The sequence below is a fragment of the Trinickia dinghuensis genome, assembly GCF_003367175.1.
GTDB lineage: Bacteria > Pseudomonadota > Gammaproteobacteria > Burkholderiales > Burkholderiaceae > Trinickia > Trinickia dinghuensis.
Genome location: NZ_QRGA01000025.1, coordinates 13,420 through 34,144, shown reverse-complemented (window position 1 = coordinate 34,144; position 20,725 = coordinate 13,420). Strand labels below are relative to the sequence as shown.

Genomic DNA, 20,725 nt, shown 5'->3' with positions numbered 1-20,725 from the left:
CGGCATTTGCCGCGCGATTCTTCGATTGAATCGGCTTCGCGGCGTCGTGCCGCCCACCCCAACGGCTATCGTGAGAGTCTTCCGCGGTCTTCCCAACGCCGAAAGCCGCGCGCCCTGCGCGCTGACGATCGGTAACTTCGACGGTGTCCACCGCGGCCACCAGGCTTTGCTCGCCCGTGTAAACGAGGCGGCGCACGCGCGCGGCCTGCCCGTGTGCGTCATGACCTTCGAGCCGCATCCGCGGGAGTTCTTCAACCCCGCGAGCGCGCCGCCGCGCATCGCGATGCTGCGCGACAAGCTCGAAGCGCTGCGCACGAACGGCGTCGAGCGCGTCGTCGTCGAGCACTTCAATCACACGTTCGCGAGCCAATCGCCCGAGGCGTTCGTGGGGCGTATCCTCGTGGACGGCCTGCACGCGCGCTGGGTCCTGATTGGCGACGATTTCCGCTACGGCGCCAAGCGCGCCGGCGATTTCGCCTCGCTCAAGGCGGCCGGCGAGCAATACGGGTTCGAGGTCGAGCAGATGGCGACCATCGCCGATCCGAGCGGCGCACGCATTTCGAGCTCGGGTGTGCGCGCTTCGCTCACCGCGGGTGATCTCGATGCCGCGCGCGCCGCGCTCGGGCGCCCCTATGCGATCAGCGGCCACGTCACGCACGGCCTCAAGCTCGGCCGGGATCTAGGCTTCCCGACGCTGAACCTGCCCATCGCCCACAAGCGGCCAGCCCTTGCCGGCATTTTCATCGTGCGCGTGCACGGCATCGAAGACGCTCCGCTGCCGGGCGTCGCGAGCCTCGGGCTGCGTCCGACCGTCGACGATTCGGGCCGCGTTTTGCTCGAAGTGCATTTGCTCGATTGGCACGGCAACGCCTATGGCAAACTCGTGCGCGTCGAATTTCTGAAGAAACTGCGCGACGAGGAGAAGTTCAGCGGCCTCGAAGCACTGACCGCGGCCATCGCGCGCGACGTCGCCGATGCGCGCGCCTACTTCACGGCGCTCGGCGGCGCGGCCGCCGGCGAAAACCCGGTCGATGCCGGATCGGCGGCCGATGCCGCACCCGGCAGCCGCACGACAGGGTTTTCGACTTCGGCGACCGACCGAATTAGCTAGCCGCCGCAGGACGCACGACCGCCGGCCTCTCGCTCGATCGACGCGCAAGGCCCGGCAAGCACCACAGACTCAATACCGAAGCGCCCACGGCTCGGGCGCCCACCGTTTTCAGCGATAGCACCATGAGCGATAAGAAAGCCGATTCGAAATCCCAGGCCAAGTATCCGGTCAACCTGCTCGACACGCCGTTCCCGATGCGCGGCGATCTGCCCAAGCGCGAACCCCAATGGGTCAAGGCATGGCAAGAAAGCCGCATCTACGACAAGATCCGCGCGGCAAGCAAGGGCCGGCCCCTGTTCGTCCTGCACGACGGCCCTCCGTACGCCAACGGCGACATCCATCTGGGCCACGCGGTCAACAAGATCCTGAAGGACATCATCGTCAAGTCGCGCAACATGGCCGGCTTCGACGCGCCGTACGTACCGGGCTGGGACTGCCACGGCATGCCGATCGAAATCCAGATCGAAAAGAAGTTCGGCAAGTCGCTGCCCGCCGAGGAAGTGCAGCGCAAGGCCCGCGCCTACGCGGGCGAGCAGATCGAAACGCAAAAGGCCGGCTTCAAGCGGCTCGGCGTGCTCGGCGATTGGGACGATCCGTACAAGACGATGAACTTCTCGAACGAGGCGGCCGAAATCCGCGCGCTCGCGAAGATTCTCGAGAAGGGCTACGTATTTCGCGGCCTGAAGCCGGTGAACTGGTGCTTCGATTGCGGCTCGGCGCTGGCCGAGGCCGAGGTCGAATACAAGGACCGCGTCGATCCCTCGATCAGCGTGCTGTTCCCGTTCGCGGAACCGGAAAAGGCCGCGCAGGCGTTCGGTCTCGCGGCGCTCCCGCGTGCCGAAGGCGGCATCGTCATCTGGACGACGACGCCTTGGACCATCCCCGCCAACCAAGCGCTGAACGTGCACCCCGAGCTCGAGTACGCGCTCGTCGATACGGAACGCGGCCTGCTCATCCTCGCGCAAGAGCGCGTCGAGGCATCGCTCAAACAGTTCGGCCTGACGGCAGGCAGCGTGATCGCCACGACACCGGGCGCGAAGCTCGTGAACCTGCGCTTCCATCACCCGCTCGCGGCGGCGCATCTCGGCTATAAGCGCACCGCGCCCGTCTACCTCGGCGAGTACGTCACGATCGATTCGGGCACGGGCGTCGTGCACTCGTCGCCGGCCTACGGCGTGGAAGACTTCGTCTCGTGCAAGTCGCACGGCATGGCCGATTCCGACATCATCAACCCCGTGATGGGCGACGGCCGCTACATCGAGTCGCTGCCGCTGTTCGGCGGCCTGACGATCTGGGAAGCGAATCCGAAGGTCGTCGAGGCGCTGACCGCCGCGGGCACGCTGCTGCACACCGAGAAGTACCAGCACAGCTACATGCATTGCTGGCGCCACAAGACGCCGATCATCTACCGCGCCACGTCGCAATGGTTCGCGGGCATGGACCTGACGCCGAAGGAAGGCGGCCCCACGCTGCGCGAAACGGCCTTGGCCGGCGTCGAAGCGACGGCGTTCTACCCGTCTTGGGGCAAGCAGCGCCTGTTCAACATGATCGCGAACCGCCCCGACTGGACGCTCTCGCGGCAACGCCAATGGGGCGTGCCGATGGCATTCTTCGTCCACAAGGAAACGGGCGAGCTGCATCCGCGCACGCCCGAGCTGCTCGAAGCCGTCGCGCAGCGCGTCGAGCAAGGCGGCATCGAAGCTTGGCAAACGCTCGATCCGCGCGAGCTGCTCGGCGACGACGCCAACCTCTATGAAAAGAACCGCGACACGCTCGACGTCTGGTTCGATTCGGGCACGACGCACTGGCACGTGCTGCGCGGCTCGCACAAAGCGGTCTCGCACTTCCCCGCCGATCTTTACCTCGAAGGCTCGGACCAGCACCGCGGCTGGTTCCACTCGTCGCTGCTGACGGCTTCGATGCTCGACGGCCGCGCGCCGTATCGCGCATTGCTCACGCACGGCTTCACGGTCGACGGCGAAGGCCGCAAGATGAGCAAGTCGCTCGGCAACGGCGTCGATCCGCACGAGGTCGCGAATCGCCTCGGCGCCGAGATCATCCGCTTGTGGATCGCGTCGACCGATTACTCGGGCGAACTCGCGATCTCCGAGGAAATCCTGAAGCGCGTGACGGAAAGCTATCGCCGCATTCGCAACACGCTGCGCTTCCTGCTCGCGAACTTGTCCGATTTCGACTACGCGCAGCATGCCGTGCCCGTGGGCGAGTGGCTCGAGATCGACCGGTACGCCGTCGCGCTCGCCGACGCGCTGCAAAAGGACATCCTCTCGAACTACGAGAAGTACGAGTTCCACCCCGTCGTCGCGAAGCTGCAGACGTTCTGCTCGGAGGACCTCGGCGGGTTCTACCTCGACGTGCTCAAGGATCGCCTCTACACGAGCGCCGCAAACTCCGCGGCGCGCCGCTCGGCGCAAACGGCGCTCTATCACATCGCACAGGGCCTGCTGCGCGTGATGGCGCCGTTCCTGTCGTTCACGGCCGAGGAAGCGTGGAAGGTGTTCCAGCCGGGCAACGAGACGATTTTCACGGAAACGTACTACGCCTACCCCGACGTGCCCGGTGCCGAGAGCCTGCTCGCGAAGTGGTCGCAGCTGCGCACGGTGCGCGGCAACGTCACGAAGGCGCTCGAGGAAGCGCGCTCGACGGATCAAATCGGCTCGTCGCTGCAAGCGGAAGTCGTCGTCCGCGCGGCCGGCAGCGCCTATGACGCGCTGGCAAGCCTCGGCGACGATCTGAAGTTCGTCTTCATCACGTCGGACGCGAAACTCGTCAAGGTCGATTCCGAAGCCGAGGAAGGCGTCGAAGTGGTCGTATCGAAGTACCTCAAGTGCGAACGCTGCTGGCACTACCGTGCCGACGTCGGCTCGCACGCCGATCACCCGACGCTGTGCGGACGTTGCTTTAGCAACTTGTTCGGCGAAGGCGAAAAAAGGAGCGCGGCATAATGGCGAAATCGCGTTCGATCCAGGCGAGCGGTTCGTCCTCGCTCGCCCCGTGGCTCGGCATCTCGCTCATCGTGATTCTGTTCGATCAGCTCACGAAGATCGCCGTCACGAAGGTGTTCGCCTACGCGACACCCTACGTGGTGACCTCGTTCTTCAACTTCTTTTTCATCTTCAACCGCGGGGCGGCGTTCAGTTTCCTCTCGACGGCGAGCGGCTGGCAGCGGTGGGCATTCACAGCGCTCGGCGTGGCGGCGGCATGCGTGATCGTCTATCTGCTCAAGCGGCACGGCAACCAGAAGCTGTTTTGCGCGGCGCTCGCGCTGATCATGGGCGGGGCGCTCGGCAACGTCATCGATCGGCTCGTGCATGGCCGCGTGATCGACTTTCTCGATTTCCACGCGGGCGGCTGGCACTGGCCCGCATTCAACTTGGCGGATAGCGCGATCGTTCTCGGCGCCGCGCTGCTCGTGCTGGACGAGCTGCGGCGCGTACGCGGCGCGCGCTGAGCTTTAGCCGCTGCGCCCGCACTAGCGCATTCGGAGGCAACGTTGGCAACCGCAGAACTCGAAGGCAAGCATCTGCTGCTCGGCATGACGGGCGGCGTCGCCTGCTACAAGATCGCCGAACTCACGCGGCTGATGACCAAAGCGGGCGCGACCGTCCAAGTGGCGATGACCGAAGCCGCGGCGCAGTTCATCACGCCCGTCACCATGCAGGCGCTGTCGGGCCATCCCGTCTTCACGAGCCAGTGGGACGCGCGCATCGACAACAACATGCCGCACATCGACCTCTCGCGTGCGGCTAATGCGATCGTCGTCGCACCGGCTTCGGCGGATTTCCTGGCCAAGCTTGCACACGGCCGCGCCGACGATTTGCTCTCGATCATGTGTCTCGCGCGCGAGTGTCCGCTGCTCGTCGTACCGGCGATGAATCGGCAGATGTGGGCGAACCCGGCCACGCAGCGCAACGTCGCGCAATTGCGCGCGGACGGTGTCGTCATCCTCGGCCCCGACGCCGGCTCGCAAGCGTGCGGCGAAGTGGGCGAAGGCCGCATGATCGAGCCGGAAGCGGCGTTCGAAGCGATTGTTTCGTTCTTCCGCCCGAAGGTCCTTTCCGGCCGGCGCGTGCTCGTCACGGCCGGGCCGACGTTCGAGCCGATCGATCCGGTGCGAGGCCTCACGAACCGCTCGAGCGGCAAGATGGGCTTCGCGCTCGCGCGCGCCGCGCAGCAGGCGGGCGCCGACGTACGCCTGATCGCCGGCCCGGTTGCACTGGCAACGCCTTGGGGCGTCGATCGCGTGGACGTCGAGACGGCGCAGCAGATGCACGATGCCGTCATGCAGTCCGTGGCGGATTACGACGTCTTCATCTCGGTCGCGGCCGTGGCCGACTGGCGCGTGGCGCAAGTCAGCGATCACAAGATCAAGAAGACGGCCGCGCAAGCCGTCCCATCCTTCTCGTTCATCGAAAACCCCGACATTCTCGCCACCGTGGCGCGCTTGCCCAACGCTCCGTATTGCGTCGGCTTCGCGGCCGAGAGCGACGATCTGGAAACGAACGGCGAGCAAAAGCGGATCAAGAAGAACGTTCCCCTTTTGATCGGCAATCTCGGCCCGGCCACATTCGGACGCGATGAAAACGAAGTCGTCCTGTTCGATGCATCGGGTGCGACGCGCCTGCCGCGCGCGACCAAGGACGAGCTGGCCGGCAAGCTGATCGCCGAGATCGCACGGCGCCTACCCGACGCAAGCCTCATCTCGTAATAACGACAACCGACGTATCCGCAGTCTGACCAGCCTTACGCCTACGGAACCCTATGAAACTCGACGTAAAGATCCTCGACGCGCGCATGCGCGAACACCTTCCCGCCTACGCGACGCCGGGCAGCGCCGGCCTCGATCTGCGGGCTTGCCTCGATACGCAGATGATGCTCGAACCCGGGCAAACGGTGCTCGTGCCGACGGGCCTGGCGATCCATGTCGGCGATCCGGGCTACGCGGCGCTGATTTTGCCGCGCTCGGGCCTCGGCCATAAGCACGGCATCGTGCTCGGCAACCTCGTCGGCTTGATCGATTCGGACTACCAGGGCGAGTTGATGATTTCGACGTGGAACCGCGGACAGACAACCTTCAAGCTCAATCCAATGGAACGTCTGGCACAGCTCGTGATCGTTCCCGTCGTGCAAGCCCAGTTCAACATCGTCGACGATTTTGCACCGAGCGAGCGCGGCGAGGGGGGCTTCGGCAGCACGGGCAAGCACTGAATCGAATCGCCGATTCGTCGCGAACAGCCGAGCCGTCTCGTCCCGACAAGATAGACAGGCCTGTCTATCTTGTCGCACGCACAAACAAAAACGGCGCTTCGAACCACGAAGCGCCGTTTTTTTCGCTGGCGAACCCAGGTCCGCCTGCCCTAGCCGTTACTCGACTTCCACCGTCTCCGGATTCGGATTGCGCGGCGCGGCGTTTTCGTCGAACGTGAGCTGCACCTTGTCGCTTTCGTCGACATCGACCGTGACGCGGCCACCGCTCATGAGCTTGCCGAACAGCAGTTCGTCGGCCAGCGCGCGGCGGATCGTGTCCTGAATCAGGCGCTGCATCGGCCGCGCGCCCATCAACGGATCGAAACCGTGCTTCGCCAGGTGCTTGCGCAGCGCATCGGTGAAGAGCGCATCGACCTTCTTCTCGTGCAACTGATCCTCGAGCTGCATGAGGAATTTGTCGACCACGCGCATGATGATTTCTTCATCGAGCGAGCGGAAGCTGATGACCGAGTCGAGCCGGTTGCGGAATTCGGGCGTGAACATCCGCTTGATGTCGGCCATTTCGTCGCCCGTTTCGCGGCGCGACGTAAAGCCGATCGAGCCCTTCTGCATCGATTCCGCCCCCGCGTTCGTCGTCATGATGATGATGACGTTGCGGAAATCGGCCTTGCGCCCGTTGTTATCGGTCAGCGTGCCGTGGTCCATGACCTGCAGCAGCACGTTGAAGATGTCCGGATGCGCTTTTTCGATTTCGTCGAGCAGCAGCACGCAGTGCGGCTTCTTCGTGACGGCTTCCGTCAGGAGCCCGCCTTGATCGAACCCGACGTATCCCGGCGGCGCGCCGATCAGACGGCTGACCGCGTGCCGTTCCATGTACTCCGACATGTCGAAGCGGATCAACTCGATGCCGAGCGTGAACGCGAGCTGCCGAGCGACTTCGGTCTTGCCGACGCCCGTCGGGCCCGAGAACAGGAACGCGCCGATCGGCTTGTCCGTCTTGCCGAGGCCCGCCCGCGCCATCTTGATCGCCGCCGAGAGTGCGTCGATCGCCGGATCCTGGCCGAACACGACGGCCTTCAGATCGCGGTCGAGCGTTTGCAGCTTGCTGCGATCGTCCTGCGACACGCTTTGCGCCGGCACACGCGCGATCTTGGAGATGATCTCCTCGATCTCGCCCTTGCCGATCGTCTTCTTTTGCTTCGACTTCGGCAAAATCCGCTGCGCCGCGCCGGCTTCGTCGATCACGTCGATGGCCTTGTCGGGCAGATGACGGTCGGTGATGAAGCGTGCCGACAGTTCCGCCGCCGCCGAAAGCGCGCCGGACGAATATTTGACGCCGTGATGCTCCTCGAAGCGCGACTTCAGGCCGCGCAGAATCGCTACCGTCTGCTCGACGGTCGGCTCGGTCACGTCGATCTTCTGGAAGCGCCGCGACAGGGCCGCGTCCTTCTCGAAGATGCCGCGATATTCGGTGAACGTCGTGGCGCCGATGCACTTGAGCGTACCCGAGGAGAGCGCCGGCTTCAGCAGGTTCGAGGCGTCGAGCGTACCGCCCGACGCGGCGCCCGCGCCGATCAGCGTATGGATTTCGTCGATGAACAGAATCGCGTGCGGGCGCTCCTTGAGCTCCTTGAGCACGGTCTTCAGGCGCTGTTCGAAATCGCCCCGGTACTTCGTGCCGGCGAGCAGCGCGCCCATATCGAGCGAGTAGACCTGCGCATCGGCGAGGATGTCGGGCACTTCGCCGCGCGTAATGCGCCACGCGAGCCCTTCGGCGATGGCGGTCTTGCCGACGCCGGCCTCGCCGACGAGCAGAGGATTGTTCTTGCGCCGGCGGCACAGCACCTGGACGACGCGCTCGACCTCCGCCTCGCGCCCGATCAGCGGGTCGATGCGGCCGTCCTTGGCCATCTGGTTCAGGTTCTGAGTGAACTGCGCGAGCGGCGTTTCCTTTTGCGAGGCGGCGTCTTCCGCTTCCGCATTCGTATCGCCGGCCTTGGCCGCGTCGCTGCTGCTCGTCTTCGCGATGCCGTGCGAGATGAAATTCACGACGTCCAGCCGCGTCACGCCCTGCTGTTGCAGGTAGTACACGGCGTGCGAATCCTTTTCGCCGAAGATCGCGACGAGCACGTTCGCGCCCGTGACTTCCTTCTTGCCGTTCGACGTGGACTGCACGTGCATGATCGCGCGCTGAATCACGCGCTGAAAGCCGAGCGTAGGCTGCGTATCGACGTCGTCGGTGCCGGGCACCGTAGGCGTATTGTCATGTATGAAGTTGCGCAGGTTCTGGCGCAAATCCTCGATGTTCGCCGCGCACGCTCGCAACACCTCGGCGGCTGTCGGGTTGTCCAGCAACGCCAGCAAAAGATGTTCGACCGTGATGAACTCATGCCGCGCCTGACGCGCTTCCATGAACGCCATGTGCAGGCTGACTTCCAGTTCCTGGGCAATCATGCTTCCTCCATCACGCATTGCAGCGGATGCCCTGCCTGCCGTGCGTGTGTAACAACTTGCTCGACCTTGGTCGCCGCGATATCCCGCGTATAGACCCCACATACCCCCCGCCCTTCGCGATGCACCTTCAGCATGATCTGCGTAGCGGTCTCTCTATCTTTATTGAAATATTCCTGCACGATCATCACGACAAATTCCATTGGCGTGAAATCATCATTCAGCAAGACAACCTTATACATGGACGGCGGTTTCAGTGCTTTTTCCTGCCGCTCCAGTACGGTGCCATCCTGCTTGTCCGGGATAATCGCCATACACCCATTCTAAACAACTCGGACGAGCCCGCAATCTGAGCGAAAACCCGACCGACCTAGTTGGTGGACCGGGCTGCCGCCGAGCGGCAACCCGCGCACTCTCGCACGCTTGACCACCGCGGACTTCCCGCATCGTGCAAGCATCGCGCCCTCGCCGTGCCTCGCCGCCTCGCTCTCGCGCGGCCGAGGATCACGGCCGCTTCGAGTATCGCACATAGCGTGCCGACGCACCCGGCACCGCTTCAGAGCGGGAGACACGTCGCAGCGCGTAGCCACGCCGAGCCTATCTGAGTCGATTATGCGACTTTTCAAGCCCCCTCGCTTGCGCCACCGCACAAAAGAAAAGCGGGAGAAACCCTGAATGCGCCAGCTCGATGCAACGCTCCAGAAAACATCTCAAAATTCACTTGACACCTGCTTAAAGAGATCCAACAATCAAGCTGGCACTTTTTTTCAGCTAGCCGCAAGAAGTGGAAGTACGAAAAAAATATGCCGAGGTGAGCTAGTGCGGAGGGGGCGGCTGCATGAAAACGGCTGTCGAGCTTTTCGAGCATGCTCGTGGGACATGAGTTACAGGGGAAGTTGGTATGGCAACTGGTACGGTCAAATGGTTCAATGACGCGAAAGGCTTCGGATTCATCACGCCCGATGAAGGCGGCGAGGATCTGTTTGCGCACTTCTCGGCCATCCAAATGAACGGTTTCAAAACGCTCAAGGAAGGTCAGAAGGTTAGCTTCGAGGTCGTGCAAGGACCGAAGGGCAAGCAAGCGTCGAATATCCAGAACGCAGCTTAAGTCTGGTTCGACTGCAGCGCCCATGAAAACCCGGCTTCGGCCGGGTTTTTTTCTTTCCGGGCAAAGATTGATCCGCGACAACAAAAACGAAAATAAAAGGCCGGTGCACACGTTGTGCACACCGGGACCCGATGCCCTATTTCAGCGCGTGGGCGGATCGAGCGCCGCCGGCGACTGAACATGCTCGCAGTCGCCGGCGCGCCGGCCCATCAGTTGTACACCCAGATATTGCTGTAATACACGCCGTCGGCTTGCCAGCCAAGCTTCACGTAACGCGAAACTTCCGCGCTCAGTCCTTCCGTGGTCGCACTGCGTCCCGAGTTGAACGTCTCGGCGAACGCATCCGTGCCGGCCGAGGCCGGAACCGTGACGTAGTCGTTGCTGTAGTACGCCTCTTGCGGCGAAGTCTGGGTCGCCGCGGTCACCGCACCGATCGACACGCCGAAGTTCGGCTTGGCCGAGCTCGCCATCAGCGATGGCGCCGTCCAGTCCAGCGGCACGGTGGACTGTGCGGCCGTGGCCTCGGACCCGTTCGGTGCGAGGAAGTTGGCGATGACGTCGCTGCCGAGCGTCTGCCACGGCACGATAGCGGCAGCCGCGGCGGCAACGTTCGGGGCGATGTTCATCACCTGAAGCGGCTGGCCGATCTGGATGCCCGTGGTGCCGAACAACGTCACCGTGTAGATAGCATGCTGCGGCAACGAGGCGACGCTGATCGGCTGCGGCGTGTAGTCGGCCAGGCCGTTCGGTGAGAACGAGCTGGTCCCGCCGGACAGCGACACCCAGTCCCACTTGTACGAAGAACTCGTGCCATTCGACTGCGCGCAGGTTCCGCAACCGGTCCACGGCGAGGTCAACGCAACTGACGGAATCGTGAGGCCGAAGTTCGCGTTGCCGAGGCCCTGCGCCGTGTTGAGCATGTAGAGACCGTTACCGTTGATCCCGGGGCCCTGGACGAGCGCAGAACCGACGGAAGTCCACGTGCCGTGCACATTGACCGCTTGCGGAATCTGGATATCGATCCCCGACTCGAGGCGGCCGTTGTTGGCGTCGGCCGCATCGGTGAACTGCTTCCGCGCGAGGAACGACGCGATATAAACGTCGTATTGCTCCTGATTGCCGATGATGTCCCACGTGCCGTTCGGCAGTTGCTGCACGAACTCGCTTGCGAAATTGGGCGTACCGTTGGCGCTCACGTACAAGAAATACACGAGCGCACCCGCATTGGTGATCGCCGAGAAAGTGCTTGCGGGCAGAAATGCGATCGTCTTGGCGCCGATCAGCTTCGAACCGCTGGCAAACAGTCCGCCATGACGGGCCTGCATCGTCATGTAGCCGTCGTTCAGGTAGTTCGGATCGATGGCGCTCGTGCACGATGCGGTGGTGCCCGCGACGCACTGGCCCAGCGACTGCACGAGCGCGGCTAGATAATTGGCCGACTGCGCGGGCGGCTGCAGCGTCGGGAAGTTGCCGCCATTGTTCTTGAGCTGGATAGCCGTGGTGGAATCGGCGAGGCTCGACAGTTGCAGCCCGGTGCCGGTCGCAGACGGCGCCACCACGATGGAATCGATTACCGCGTCGGCACCGGTCTGATTCGGCGTGAATGCCCCACCGATCGGATCGAACGTCACAGCAGACAGGCCGTTCTTGGCGAGAATCGGCGCGAGCGCTGTATTGATCTGTGTCACGGCGGCAGTCACAGCCGCCGGCGAAACCGAGCTCAATGCCGAGGTCGAAGCCAGATCGCCCGGATTGCCGCTATTGGTCAATTCGGCGGCAACGGCGGTCGTGAGCGGCGTCACGTTTGCCGTGATCGACGTCGCGCCGCTCGTCGTCGTGCTGGCGACGAGAGAATAGAGCGTGGAATTCGCACCGCTGGCATCGACCGCCGTAATGAGCAGCGGCGGCGTCAGCCCTGCCAGCGCAATGGTGTAAGCACCATTCGAATCGCTCGTCGCAGTGACCGTCTTGCCGGTCGAATCCATGACCGTGACCGTCGAGCCGATGAGGGCGTTCCCGACGGCGACCGTGCCCGTCATCGAAGAAGCATTGACCGTCGACGGGGTCGACGATCCGGATGCAGCCGACGTCGAACCTCCACCGCCGCCGCACGCTGCGAGCGCGCCGACCAGAGACGCGCACAAAGTCAGCTTGAGAACCCCGGAATTACAAATCGTTTTCAATTTATCGTCCTTTTTTTAGTCTCGTTTGTTATCGGCCCCGTCAGCCGCTTTTGGCGCCGACGACGGTGGTTAACGGCCCGTATGACAACAACTTGAGATTTCCTGAGATGGACGAAAGGCGGGACGCTGAGGGTTTTCCCGACTTTGAAAGCGCTTTCATACTCTTTAACCTCTCGGCTCATGAACGAATCCCTCACCCCGCCCGCCGTTACGCTCGACGAGATCGCGAAAGCGGCTGGGGTTTCGTCGAGCACGGTATCGCGCATTCTGAACGGTACCGCAAAGGTGTCGAGGGCGAAGCAGCAAGCCGTCGAGGCGGTGATCGAGAAATTCAATTATCGGCCGAACGTCTTGGCGCGCAGCCTCGCCAGCGGCAAGACGGAAACGGTAGGCGTGCTGACGCAAACGGTCGCCAGCCCGTTTTATGCCGAATGGCTGCGCGGGATCGAGGACTCGCTTCACGAGCCGGGGCTGACGCCGTTTTTCATGAGCTGCCGCTGGAACGTCGCGGAGGAGAAATCGCGCATCGAGCAATTCATCGCGCGGCGCGTCGACGGCATCATCGTGTTGCACGGACAACTCGACGAAGCCAGCCTTGCGAGCTTTGCCCGTCAGACGCCGATCGTCGTCCTCGGCCGTTCGTTGAACAATGTGCCTGGTCTAGCGGGTTTGCCGATCGACAATGTTCAAGGCGCGCGCGACATGACGCGGTACTTGATTGCCCAGGGGCACCGAAAAATCGCTTTCATCGCGGGCCCGACAACGCATATCGACGCGGTTCAGCGGCTGCTGGGCTACCGCCTAGCCCTCGAGGAAGCGGGAATCCGCTTCAGCTCGCAACGGATCGAGCAGGGCGATTTTCTCGAGGCCGGCGGCGTTGATGCTATGGCCCGTTTGCTGGCTCGCAAGGCAGCGTTCACGGCGATATTTTGCGCGAACGACCAAACCGCCTATGGCGCACGGCTTACGCTTTACCGTCACGGGCTCCGTGTCCCCGAAGACGTTTCGCTGGTTGGTTTCGACGATGTCCCGACTTCTCAATACAGCACGCCTCCGCTGACCACGATTCGCCAACCGATCTACGAGCTTGGACGTCAAGCCGCCGCCGCCATCGTGCGACTGATCCGCAAGGAGCCCGTCACGCTGACGCCGGTCTCGTTGGATCTGATCGAGCGCGAAACCGTCAGCGCGCCTCGCTTGCCTAGCCGCTCCCCTGTTCCGGTCACATAGCGGGTTGGTCCCACAAGCAATCCTTCCGCAATGTTTGAAAGCGCTTTCATAACCAGGGGCAGATCACATGACATCGTCGAACCGACTCGTTCGAAATCGGGTTGAAAATGAAAGCGCTTCCAATTCTAAATCCGCACATCATGAAAGCGCTTTCAAACGAAGTTGACTCACGCAGAAGCAACAACACACCAACGACATGTAGGAGACAACCCATGAAGTTTCGCTTTTCCGTATTTGCTTTGACCGCAGTACTCGGCTTCGCTGCGGCAAACGCCGAGGCCAATACAACGCTGACGGTGGCGGTTTTTCCGAAGCTCGACCAGGAAATCAAGGCGGCGCTGCCTGAATGGAAAAAGCTTCACCCCGATGTCGACGTGAAGGTCGATGCCCTGGCGATCGGCGACCACCACACCGCCATGCTCACCGCGCTCGCGACGAGCTCGGGGCTGCCCGACGTGATGGCGGTCGAAGTCAGCTATATCGGGCGCTTTGCCGCCGGCGGCGGGCTCGAGGATTTGTCCAAGGCGCCCTTTAACGCCGGCCAGTACAAGAATCAGTTCGTTCACTACACGTTCTCGCAAGCTACGGCGCCGAATGGCGCGATCGTCGGGATGCCCTCGGACATCGGACCGGGAAGCCTGTTTTATCGCAAGGACATTCTCGACAAGGCAGGTGTGACCGAAGCGGATCTGACGAAGTCCTGGAGCTCATACCTTGCCGCCGGCACGAAGATCAAAAAAGCAACCGGGGCATATCTGCTGGCGTCCGCACGCGATATCGAGGACATCTATATCCGTTCGGACCTCAAGGATGGCGAAGGCGTGTACTTCGACAAGGCGGGCAATCCGGTGGTGACCTCGCCTCGCTTCGTCCGCGCGTTCGAGCTCGCCAAGCAGACGCACACCCTGGGTCTCGACGCGAACATCACGCCGTGGTCGAACGAGTGGGCCGAAGCATTTCGGCGCGGCAGCGTCGCCACGCAGATGATGGGCGCCTGGCTCGGCGGCCACTTGGCAAGCTGGCTCGCGCCCGATACGAAAGGCTTGTGGCGAGTAGCCAACTTGCCCAACGGGGTCTACGCCTCGTACGGCGGCACGTTCTGGGCCATTCCGGTCGCCTCTACGCACAAGGCGCTGTCGTGGGAATTCATCAAGTTCCTGACCACGCGCAAGGACATCCAGCTGCAATCGTTCGAGTCGATCGATGCATTCCCCGCATTGGTTGCCGCACAGGACTCGCCGTTCTATGACGCGCCGGTTCCGTTCTTCGGCGGAGAGCAGGTTCGCACGCTCTGGCGTGCCGCCGCCGCGCATATCCCTTCTATCCAGCGCAACAAGTACGACGACATTGCACATGATGCCGTCCTGTCGGCGCTCGATAAGGTGATCAACGACAACGAGGACATCCACGCGGCTCTGCAGGAAGCGCAGAACCAGATCGCTCACCGGATGCGCCGTTAAAACCGCTATATCTCGAATCGAACAGCAGGTCTAAAAATGTGGCCCCGCGTAGCCGTCGAGCGTCGCCGGCTACGCCAGATTGATGGAGTCATCGATGAATCGCTTGATCACCCCGCCCGAAGCGCGCGCTGAAAAAGCACTCAGTCGCGCGTTTCGGGGGGCGTCTCCGAGCCGCAGGCTGCGCGCCGATCCGGTGAAGATCGCGCCATACCTATTCCTGTGCCCGTTCTTCGCACTCTTCGCCACGTTCATTGCGTTTCCGCTGCTGTTCTCGCTGTTTCTCTCGTTTCAAAGCTGGGACCCGACGTCGGGGCTCGCGGGCATGAAATGGGCCGGCGTCTCCAACTATGCCTACACGCTGACGGACCCTTGGTTTTGGAAGTCGATCTACAACACGGCTTGGATGGCGATCGTCTCAGGCGTGCCCCAGCATTTGATTGCATTGCCGCTCGCGTTTTTTTTGCAGAGGTGCCTGCGCCGCTCGCGCAATCTGGTGGTCGGCCTGTACTTTCTGCCGTTCATCACGTCGAGCGTCGCCATTGCACTGATCTTCTCTTCGCTCTATTCGACCGACTTCGGCATGATCAACTTCGCCATTGCCGAAGTCGCCAAATTGCCGGGCATGCACTGGATCGCGCCTGCCCATCGAATCGCCTGGCTCTATGATCCCGCCATCGCCAAGTTGGCCGTATCGATGGTGGTTTTCTGGCGCTACGTAGGGTGGAACACCGTGCTGTATCTGTCCGCGCTGCAAACCATCCCGACCGAGCTGTATGAAGCGGCGAAGATCGACGGGGCTACGACTTGGCAGCAATTCAGGATGGTTGTACTGCCCTTGCTGAAGCCCATGATTTTTCTTGCCGTCACGCTTACGATCATCGGCGGACTGCAATTGTTCGACGAACCGTTCATTTTGCTGCCGCACAGCGGCATGGGCACGGAACAGTCCGGACTGACGACCACCGTCTATATGTACCGCACGGCATTCCATGACGGCGATTTCGGCACCGCAAGTTCGATTGCCTGGTTGTTGTTCGTCGTGATTTCCGCACTCATGTGGCTCAACACGCGCATTTTCAACCGCAGCGGGATGAAGGAGAACAAGCAATGAAGAACCCTCACCCCAACCGCGTTCGCTATCTCGGTTACGTGATCGTCTTCGCGGGCGCGGCGCTGATGTTTTCGCCGTTCTACTTCATTTTTGTTTTCGCCACGCATACGAGCTCCGAGATCTTTTCGATGCCGCCGCCGATGTGGTTCGGCGATGCGTTTTCGCACAACATGCAATCGCTGATACACCGCATCCCTTTCTGGAGAAACCTCGGGTGGAGCTTTTACACGTCGGCGCTTCAGACCGTGCTGACGCTGCTCGTGACATCGATGGCCGGGTACGCATTCGCCATGTACGAATTCGCGTTCAAAAAGCCGCTGTTCGCGATCGCGCTGACAGGAATGCTGATTCCGCCCTTCCTGAGCATGATTCCGACCTTCATGACGATGAACCTGCTGGGATGGATCAACGAACCGCGCGCGCTTTACGTGCCCGGTGCGGCCGCCGCGCTGGGCGTCTTTCTGATGCGCCAGTACATTTCCTCGGCGATTCCCGTCGAACTCGTGGAGGCTGCTCGGATCGACGGGTGCAGCGAGTTTCGCATTTACTGGACCGTCGTGATGCCGCTGCTCGGCCCCGCGCTGGGCACCCTCGGGTTGATCAGCTTTATCCAGGCGTGGAATAACTTCCTGTCCGCCCTCGTCGTCCTGCGCTCGCCGTCCATGTACACCTTGCCGCTGGCGTTGCGCATTCTCCAGAGTCCCACCAATTCGGACTGGGGGGCCGTGATGGCAGGTTCCGCCGTTGCCGTTGTGCCGCTGCTCGTGCTGTTCGTGTTCACGTCGCGGCGCTTGATCGAAGGTATGACCGCGGGAGCCGTCAAGGCCTGACTCACCGCAGATCACTAACTCCTGTCGTTTAACTTTTCAACAACTACTTAGTTATCCTAATTAAATAAATGGAAAATTACGGATTCGATGCCGATTTTGTCTGGGGCGTTGCTACCAGTTCGTACCAGATCGAAGGTGCCGCGCATGAAGACGGGCGAGGATTGTCGATCTGGGACACGTTCTGCAAGATCCCGGGGAAAGTCGTCAACGGCGAAAGCGGCGAGATCGCGTGCGATCACTATCATCGTCTCGACCAGGATCTCGACCTGATCGCCGAGTTGGGCGTCAAAGCCTATCGCTTCTCGATTGCGTGGCCGCGCATTCAGCCCGACGGCCGAGGCGCCTTCAACACCAAAGGGTTGGCATTCTACGAAAGGCTCGTCGACGGTTTGCTCGAGCGCGGCATCAAACCGTTTGCGACGCTGTATCACTGGGATTTGCCCGATGCCCTCCAGGCGACGCAGCAGGGTTGGGAAAGCCGCGACACCGCCTATCGCTTCGCGGAGTACGCGCGAAAGATCGGCAGTGTCCTCGGCGACCGCGTCGCTTCGATCGCGACACACAATGAACCGTGGTGTACCGCTTGGCTCGGCAACGCCACAGGCTATTTCGCACCGGGCAACGCGGATCTGAAAAAGGCCGCGCATGTCGCCCATCATCTGCTGCTCTCGCATGGACTGGCCGTGCAAGCATTGCGAGCGGACGGCGTGAAGGCGCCGTTGGGCATCGTTCTGAACCAGTCTCCGGCTCACGGTGCATCCGAGTCCGCCGAAGATCAGGCTGCAGCGTCGCTCGAATATGCGAAGTTCGTTCGCTGGTATATGGACCCGATCTTCAAGGGGGAATATCCGGCAGAAGCCTTGCAGTGGTACGGAGCAAACGGCCCTCAAGACGTCGTTCGCGAGGGCGACTTCGACATCATCGGCACGCCGATCGATTTCCTCGGAATCAACTACTACACCCGCATCTACGCCAGCGCATCGGGCGACAAGCACCCACCCGGTCCGCACGGCTTCACCGACATGGATTGGGAAATCTATCCGCAAGGTCTGACGGAACTGCTTACGCGGTTGAATGGGGACTATACGTTGCCGCCGATCTACATCACGGAAAACGGCTGCGCGACGAAAGACGAACTGAGCGGCGGCCAGGTTCACGACACCGCTCGCATCGACTACTACGACCAGCATCTTGCGGCGCTAGCTGACGCCATCGAGCAAGGCGTGAATGTCTCCGGCTACTTCGCATGGAGCATGCTGGACAACTTCGAGTGGGCGTCCGGCTACGACAAGCGCTTTGGCATGGTGTACGTCGACTATGCGTCCCAGCAACGTATTCCGAAAAACAGCGCTTATTGGTATCGCGACGTGATCGCGCGGCACACAGATCAAAAGCTGGTACTCGAACGATAAGCAAAGCGGCGGCTCGCGACGATCGACGCGATCGCGAGCCGTCTGAAAGCAGCATTCAGGAGAAACGCGATGAGCGAGCTGATATTGCGCAAGGTGGAAAAGACATACGGCGATGGTCCGCAGGTCGTAAAGGGCATCGATCTGCATGTACCGGACGGTCAATTCACTGTCTTCGTGGGGCCGTCCGGCTGCGGCAAGTCGACCATGCTGCGCATGATCGCGGGGCTCGAGGCGGTCAGCGGCGGCGACATCTTGATCGATGGCGAACGCGTGAACGATCTCCAACCGCGAGATCGCGGCATCTCGATGGTCTTCCAAAACTACGCGCTGTATCCGCATTTGAGCGTGGCCGAAAACATGGGCTTTGCGCTGAGATTATCCGGCGAGTCGAAAGAGCAGGTCCGTGACGCGGTAGGCCGCGCGGCCGAAGTGCTGCAGATCAGCCATTTGCTCGATCGTAAGCCGAAGGCGCTCTCGGGTGGCCAGCGGCAGCGCGTGGCGATCGGGCGGGCGATCGTACGCAAGCCACGCATCTTTCTGTTTGACGAACCGCTGTCGAACCTGGACGCCGCGTTACGGGTTCAGACTCGCATCGAGCTTGCCAAGCTGCACCGCGAACTCGGTACGACGATGATCTATGTCACACATGATCAGGTCGAGGCGATGACGCTCGGCCAGAAGATCGTCGTTTTCAACAAGGGCAGCGTCGAGCAGGTGGGCGCGCCGCTGGACCTGTATGCGCGCCCCGCGAACCTTTTCGTCGGCGGCTTTCTCGGCTCGCCCAAGATGAATCTGTTGCCGGCACGCGTGGTCGCTCAGGAGGACGCGCGGATCGTTCTCGCGCTGGCCGGCGGCTCGGGGCGCATCACGCTGGCGGGCCACCCCAGCCGGCGCGTCGGGGAGGAGGTGACGCTCGGCGTGCGCCCTGAACATCTGGCCGTGGTTCAGCCGGGACAAGGCGTGAGCGCTAGCGTCGAGCTGGTCGAGCATCTTGGCGACGTTTCGATTCTGCATGCACGTATCGCCGGCTCGGCCCAAACGATCGCGGTGAGACTGGATGCGCATGCGCCCGAGTTTGCACTGGAGATGCCGATCGGGATCGCCGTGACTTCATCGTCGCCGACGCTATTCGACTCCCAAGGCGTCGCAGTACCGCTTTAGCAACACGTTTGATGGCAGTGGCAGTGAGGAGCACAGGGTCCCGGGGCTGCCGGGGCCCGGTGGGCGCGAGCAAAACCGGGTTTTGCTCGACGAGGAGGCGGGAAGGGATGGGCAGCACCCTTCCATTTTTCTTATAAAAGTTAGGATTACTAATGAAAATGAAACTTATCGGCGTGGCCGCAATGGTGCTCGCCACGGGCGCGTATGCCCAGAGCAGCGTTACGCTGTATGGCCGCATCGACAATGGCGTGTCGTACCGAACCGGTCTACCGAGCGGACACTTGTTCGGAACCGAGACTGGTGGCTGGGGTGAATCGTGGTGGGGCTTGATCGGCTCGGAAGATCTTGGCGATGGCACCAAGGCCATTTTCCAATTGGAGAGCGGGATCAATACCAATACGGGCGGGATGAACAACGGCGGCTTGTTCGGGCGGCATGCGACGGTAGGCATGTCCAACAGCAAATACGGCACGTTCAAGCTCGGCAATCTCGGTGCCGGCTTTCTCACACAGGATAGCTGGGACCTCGACCCGCAGGAGATGCAGGCTTACAACATCGCCACGCTCGACCGGGGGCGAGTTTGGGAGCAAGCAGGCAACGGCTTCGAGTATACGTCGCCAAACCTGAACGGTTTGACATTGAAAGGCCAATACGCTTTGACGAATACGGTTGGCAACTGGAACGGCACCAATGGCGGCCCAGGCACCGACCCGAGCAATCTCGGTGCGCCTCAAGGGCGGGTGGATGGCGTCAAAGCCATGTACAACAACCACAACCTGGAACTTCTTGCCATCTACGACGAAGTTCGGGACCGAAATGGCCAATTCAGCAACGTCTATGCCGCTTCGCGAGAAGCCATGGTCGGAGGCACCTATACCTGGGGCCCGCTCAAAGCGTATGTCGGGTACCAGCATTTGAGCGCGCCCCAAGCGACGCTGCAAAACCAGGGGCTCACGGCCACCGCGGTAACCGGGACGTTGCCTGGCGGCGTGACCGGCGCGCCGACGGCCGTTGACCACGAATGGGTGGGGGTGAACTACACCGTTTCGCCGTTCCTTTCGGTGACGGGCGGCGTTTATCACGCGAACGCGAACAAAGGCAACGGCAACGCCACGCTGTACTCGCTTGGCGCGGCTTACAACCTGTCGAAGCGTACGTTCCTCTACACCGAACTCGGGTACGTCACGAACAGCGCCTCCTCGAACGTGGGGCTGGGCAACGGCTATTCCGACTACTACGGACCGAACACCAACGAGGGCGGCACGAGCGGGGCGCCGAACTACGGTCGCAGTCAATTCGGTGCAATCGCCGGCATCATGCATATGTTCTGATCGCCATGCCGCGATTGAGCGCGCGGCATGACTGTCGTACCTGTTATCTCCTTCCGGATCATCCGGCCCGGCGTGAATGTCTTACCCTGCATTCACGCCGGCTTTTTTGCA

The 20,725-nt window shown here is 62.0% G+C and carries 16 protein-coding genes; 13 read left to right on the top strand and 3 right to left on the bottom strand.

Annotated features, from left to right (window positions below; all coding sequences use genetic code 11):
- Window positions 1-70: 70 nt before the first annotated feature.
- The 5 genes from DWV00_RS31540 to dut all read left to right on the top strand — a co-directional run bounded on the left by DWV00_RS31540 (window position 71) and on the right by dut (window position 6,337).
- Window positions 71-1,111 carry a bifunctional riboflavin kinase/FAD synthetase gene (locus tag DWV00_RS31540; protein WP_115537574.1) on the top strand — a complete coding sequence of 347 codons (1,041 nt, stop codon included), beginning with the start codon at window positions 71-73 and terminating at the stop codon, window positions 1,109-1,111.
- A 122-nt stretch (window positions 1,112-1,233) separates the two neighbouring features.
- Window positions 1,234-4,074, top strand: coding sequence for an isoleucine--tRNA ligase (gene ileS, locus DWV00_RS31535; RefSeq protein WP_115537546.1), 2,841 nt, complete (start codon window positions 1,234-1,236; stop codon window positions 4,072-4,074).
- Window positions 4,074-4,580, top strand: a complete 507-nt coding sequence (gene lspA / locus DWV00_RS31530) for a signal peptidase II (protein WP_115537545.1) — start codon at window positions 4,074-4,076, stop codon at window positions 4,578-4,580. Before ileS ends, lspA begins: the two co-directional genes overlap by 1 nt.
- A gap of 42 nt (window positions 4,581-4,622) precedes the next feature.
- On the top strand, window positions 4,623-5,837 hold the full coding sequence (coaBC, locus tag DWV00_RS31525; protein ID WP_115537544.1) for a bifunctional phosphopantothenoylcysteine decarboxylase/phosphopantothenate--cysteine ligase CoaBC: 1,215 nt from the start codon (window positions 4,623-4,625) through the stop codon (window positions 5,835-5,837).
- A gap of 53 nt (window positions 5,838-5,890) precedes the next feature.
- Window positions 5,891-6,337 carry a dUTP diphosphatase gene (gene dut, locus DWV00_RS31520; protein WP_115537543.1) on the top strand — a complete coding sequence of 149 codons (447 nt, stop codon included), beginning with the start codon at window positions 5,891-5,893 and terminating at the stop codon, window positions 6,335-6,337.
- Between the two features lie 156 nt (window positions 6,338-6,493).
- On the opposite strand, the gene clpA is transcribed toward dut, so the two are convergent.
- Both clpA and clpS read right to left on the bottom strand, forming a co-directional pair.
- Window positions 6,494-8,791, bottom strand: coding sequence for an ATP-dependent Clp protease ATP-binding subunit ClpA (gene clpA / locus DWV00_RS31515; protein WP_115537542.1), 2,298 nt, complete (start codon window positions 8,789-8,791; stop codon window positions 6,494-6,496).
- Complete coding sequence (clpS, locus tag DWV00_RS31510) at window positions 8,788-9,102, bottom strand: ATP-dependent Clp protease adapter ClpS (protein ID WP_102648748.1); 315 nt, start codon at window positions 9,100-9,102, stop codon at window positions 8,788-8,790. The genes clpA and clpS overlap by 4 nt, the downstream gene beginning before the upstream one ends.
- 587 nt (window positions 9,103-9,689) lie before the next feature.
- Between clpS and cspD the strand changes: the two genes are divergently transcribed.
- Window positions 9,690-9,896, top strand: coding sequence for a cold shock domain-containing protein CspD (gene cspD / locus DWV00_RS31505; RefSeq protein WP_115537541.1), 207 nt, complete (start codon window positions 9,690-9,692; stop codon window positions 9,894-9,896).
- A gap of 209 nt (window positions 9,897-10,105) precedes the next feature.
- On the opposite strand, the gene DWV00_RS31500 is transcribed toward cspD, so the two are convergent.
- Window positions 10,106-12,079, bottom strand: a complete 1,974-nt coding sequence (locus DWV00_RS31500) for an Ig-like domain-containing protein (protein ID WP_245965115.1) — start codon at window positions 12,077-12,079, stop codon at window positions 10,106-10,108.
- A gap of 180 nt (window positions 12,080-12,259) precedes the next feature.
- Here DWV00_RS31500 and DWV00_RS31495 point away from each other — a divergent pair, with 180 nt between their 5' ends.
- The 7 genes from DWV00_RS31495 to DWV00_RS31465 all read left to right on the top strand — a co-directional run bounded on the left by DWV00_RS31495 (window position 12,260) and on the right by DWV00_RS31465 (window position 20,614).
- Window positions 12,260-13,309, top strand: a complete 1,050-nt coding sequence (locus DWV00_RS31495; RefSeq protein ID WP_115537540.1) for a LacI family DNA-binding transcriptional regulator — start codon at window positions 12,260-12,262, stop codon at window positions 13,307-13,309.
- A gap of 212 nt (window positions 13,310-13,521) precedes the next feature.
- Window positions 13,522-14,769, top strand: a complete 1,248-nt coding sequence (locus DWV00_RS31490) for an ABC transporter substrate-binding protein (protein WP_115537539.1) — start codon at window positions 13,522-13,524, stop codon at window positions 14,767-14,769.
- A 94-nt stretch (window positions 14,770-14,863) separates the two neighbouring features.
- Window positions 14,864-15,880 carry a carbohydrate ABC transporter permease gene (locus DWV00_RS31485; protein ID WP_245965114.1) on the top strand — a complete coding sequence of 339 codons (1,017 nt, stop codon included), beginning with the start codon at window positions 14,864-14,866 and terminating at the stop codon, window positions 15,878-15,880.
- Entirely contained in the window at window positions 15,877-16,710 is an 834-nt protein-coding gene (locus DWV00_RS31480) for a carbohydrate ABC transporter permease (protein WP_115537537.1), read from the top strand. The genes DWV00_RS31485 and DWV00_RS31480 overlap by 4 nt, the downstream gene beginning before the upstream one ends.
- Window positions 16,711-16,778: 68 nt before the next feature.
- Window positions 16,779-18,122, top strand: coding sequence for a GH1 family beta-glucosidase (locus DWV00_RS31475; protein ID WP_115537536.1), 1,344 nt, complete (start codon window positions 16,779-16,781; stop codon window positions 18,120-18,122).
- Between the two features lie 69 nt (window positions 18,123-18,191).
- Window positions 18,192-19,283, top strand: coding sequence for an ABC transporter ATP-binding protein (locus DWV00_RS31470; RefSeq protein WP_115537535.1), 1,092 nt, complete (start codon window positions 18,192-18,194; stop codon window positions 19,281-19,283).
- Window positions 19,284-19,435: 152 nt separating this feature from the next.
- Window positions 19,436-20,614 carry a porin gene (locus DWV00_RS31465; protein ID WP_115537534.1) on the top strand — a complete coding sequence of 393 codons (1,179 nt, stop codon included), beginning with the start codon at window positions 19,436-19,438 and terminating at the stop codon, window positions 20,612-20,614.
- Window positions 20,615-20,725 lie beyond the last annotated feature (111 nt).